This is a genomic window from Dietzia sp. CW19 (assembly GCF_014145265.1).
Classification (GTDB): Bacteria; Actinomycetota; Actinomycetes; order Mycobacteriales; family Mycobacteriaceae; genus Dietzia; species Dietzia natronolimnaea.
Map to the genome: position 1 here is coordinate 1 of NZ_JAALEE010000289.1, position 3,153 is coordinate 3,153.

The following is a 3,153-nucleotide window of genomic DNA, read 5'->3' on the forward strand; positions in this document are numbered from 1 at the left end:
GGGTCGACTCCTGGGGCAGCCGAAGGTGCTGCTTCTCGACGAGCCGACCACCAACCTCGACCGACCGGCCCGGGCCAGGTTGTTCGCGGCGCTCGAGGGGTTCGTCTCCGCAGGGCGGCGGATCGCTGTGGCGGTGAGCCACGACCTGGAACTGCTCGAACGGGCCGATGCCACGGTGGAGCTGCGGTCCGGACGATGTCGACTCTTCGGGGGGCCGTACTCGCTGTACCGGGAGGTCGTCGACTTCGAGCAGTCGGCCGCGGTGCAGTCGCTGGCGGACGCCCGCAACGAGCTGCGCGCGGAGAAGCGGGACAGGGTCGACGGGATGGAGAAGGCGAGCCGCCGACTCGCGCAGGGGCGTCGGGTGCAGGCCGCCGGCGGGATGCCCAAGATCCTCATGAACGCACGTCGCAGGTCCGCCCAGGAATCCGCGGGCAGACTACGCGCGGTCCACGAGCAGGGAGTCGAGCAGGCGCGCGCGCGGATGCAGGACGCCGACGCCGCCGTCCGCCGAGAGGAGGTGTTGCGGATCCCGATGCCCGACCCGGGGCTGCCGGCCGGGCGGAGCGTGATTGACACCCTCGATCCGGTCGCCGGTCGCATCCACCTGACCGGGCCTGCGCGGATACGGCTCGCCGGCCCCAACGGCAGCGGCAAGACCACGCTGCTCCGGCGCCTGTTCGGTGACGGGTCCGCCGGAGCTGGTGACGACGAGGCGGCGCACGTGCCCTGGGCTCTGCTGCCGCAGGATCTGCGGGTCGAGCATCCCGACAGGTCGGTGGTGGACGCGATCCGGGCGGTGCGCCCTGAGGCCGATCCCGAGCAGGTCCACGCCCACGCCGCGCGGATGTTGTTCACGGGGGACGCCGGGTTCCGCCGCCTCGCCGAGCTCTCCGGTGGCGAACGTCTGCGCGCGGCGTTGGCGGCGAGGTTGTTCGCGCGGCCGGTTCCGCAGTTGCTGATCCTGGACGAGCCCACCAACAACCTCGACCTCGCCGGCGTGGAGGTGCTCGCCGACGCTCTCGCGCGGTGGCGCGGGGCCCTGGTCCTGGTGAGCCACGACGACGGCTTCTGTGCCCGGGTGGGGGTGGACGACGTGATCCGGCTCGGCTGACCCGCTCAATTTCCCCTGATCACAGACCACGAAGGGACTCACCCATGCGCAAGCTCATCTACTACATCGCCGTCACCGCCGACGGGTTCATCGCGGACCCCGACGGACGGACGGACTTCTTTCCGCTCGAGGGCGACCACATGGCCTGGCTCGTCGAGCACTATCCGGAGACGATCCCCGGTCACATCCGCGGCGCGATCGGGCTCGCGGGGACCGCCCCATGGGTGTTCGACACGGTTCTGCTGGGCCGGTCCACCCATCAGGTCGCTGTCGACGAGGGGCTGGCCAGCGGCTACCCGCACCTGCGCCAGTACGTGGTGACCCATCGGCCGGGTGATCTGCCGGCGGAGACGGGCCTCACGGCGTCGGACGAGGACCCCGTGACACTGGTCCGACGACTCAAGGCGGAGAGCTCCCCGCTCGACATCTGGCTCTGCGGTGGCGGGGAGCTGGCAGCGGCGTTGGTGGACGAGATCGACGAGTTCCGGCTCAAGGTCAACCCGGTGGTGATCGGCCGGGGGCGACCGCTGATCGCCGGGTCCACCGGTGCGCGGTCCCTGGTCACGCACCGGCGGATCGGGTTCGACAGCGGGGTGAGCTACGTGGAGTACAGCTGCGCCTGACCCGCCCGCGCCCGCCCCGCCAACACCAGCCCCGCCCGTACCGGCCGAGCCCGCTCGCCGGATCCGGGATGTCCGGTCAGACGGCGCCGCCGGCCACCGCGGGCGGGGTGCCGGTGTTGGTGGAGGTGTCGGTCTCGCGTGCGAGGTATTCCTCGATGCGGAACCAGTCGTTGTCCGCGCGCTCGGCGATCGCCACCAGGGTGCTCATGTTGGCGACCTCCTCGACCTGCTCACGCAGGAACCACAGCATGAACTGCTCACCCAGCGGGTCGGACTCGGCGCGGGCCGCCTGGAACATCGACTCGATCTGACGGGTGACCTGCTTCTCCTGCTCGAGCGCGTAGCGCAGGGCGGCGACGGGGCCGTCGAACTCGGCCTGCGGGCCGGGCACGGCCGGGATGGTCACCGGGATGTCGCGGTCGAGCATGTACTGGACCATCATCATGGCGTGGTTCCGCTCGCCGAGGCTGTGCTGGTAGAAGCGCCCGGCGAGCTGGGGCAGGTCCTTGGCGTCGGCCCACACTGCGATCGCGATGTACTGCTGGCTCGCGGCGAACTCGTGACCGACCTGCGCGGACAGGAGCTCGGTGAACGACGACGACTTCTTGGCCATGATCATGGCACCCTTCCTCTCGGGGGACCTCGACGGGCGTCGAGGTTCGCCCGGGGCATGTTGCGCCCCAGGGCTCCCAGAGTAGGGCTGGCCACAGCGTTTTACCAGGTCAGTAAGGCTAACCGAACATCGGTAAGCCTGGCCTTGTCGGCGGGACCTGCCAACGGGGTCCCGCGCCACCGCGCCACCGCGCCACCGCGGGACCGTACCACTCAGCGCCGGTGCGCCCGCATGGCCGAGTGCTGGTCCCGCGGCTTGACCACGATCTGGTCCAGGTTGACGTGCGACGGCCGGCTCGCCACGAACCCCACGATCTCGGCGACATCCTGCGCGACCATGGGGGTCAATCCCTGGTAGACGGCGCCGGCCTTGTCGTCGTCGCCGTCGAACCGCACGAGTGAGAACTCGGTCTCCACCATTCCGGGCGCGATCTCGGTGAACCGCACGGGTTGGCCCAGGTGCTCCCCGCGTAGCGTCCGGTGCAGCACGGCCTGCGCGTGCTTGGCGGTGGTGTAGCCGCTGCCCTTGTCGTAGGACTCGAGCGCGGCGATCGAGGTGATGGTCACCACCAGCCCGTCGCCGGTCTCCACGAGCACCGGCATGAGTCCGCGCACGAGTCGCAGGGTGCCCAGGACGTTGGTCTCCCACATCCACCGCCACTGCTCCTCGTCGGCGTCCATGACGGTGGTCGTGCCCTTGGCGCCGCCGGCGTTGTTGACCAGCACGTGGAGCCGGGGGACGGCCGCGCAGAACGCCTCACACGAGGCGGGATCGGTCACGTCCAGGGGCATGGCGGTGCCGCC

Annotated in this window: 4 protein-coding genes; 2 read left to right on the forward strand and 2 right to left on the reverse strand. The window is 70.6% G+C overall.

What is annotated here, in order from left to right; genetic code table 11:
- Both G6021_RS09310 and G6021_RS09315 read left to right on the forward strand, forming a co-directional pair.
- Positions 1–1,114 (forward strand): ATP-binding cassette domain-containing protein (locus G6021_RS09310; RefSeq protein WP_182641131.1); only part of this gene is annotated, 1,114 nt, incomplete at its 5' end.
- Positions 1,115–1,158: 44 nt separating this feature from the next.
- On the forward strand, positions 1,159–1,737 hold the full coding sequence (locus G6021_RS09315) for a dihydrofolate reductase family protein (RefSeq protein ID WP_182610229.1): 579 nt from the start codon (positions 1,159–1,161) through the stop codon (positions 1,735–1,737).
- A gap of 76 nt (positions 1,738–1,813) precedes the next feature.
- Here G6021_RS09315 and G6021_RS09320 read toward each other — a convergent pair whose 3' ends face one another.
- Both G6021_RS09320 and G6021_RS09325 read right to left on the reverse strand, forming a co-directional pair.
- Positions 1,814–2,350 carry a ferritin gene (locus tag G6021_RS09320; protein WP_179525999.1) on the reverse strand — a complete coding sequence of 179 codons (537 nt, stop codon included), beginning with the start codon at positions 2,348–2,350 and terminating at the stop codon, positions 1,814–1,816.
- A gap of 212 nt (positions 2,351–2,562) precedes the next feature.
- The coding region (locus G6021_RS09325; RefSeq protein ID WP_182641132.1) for an SDR family NAD(P)-dependent oxidoreductase at positions 2,563–3,153 on the reverse strand (591 nt) is incomplete at its 5' end.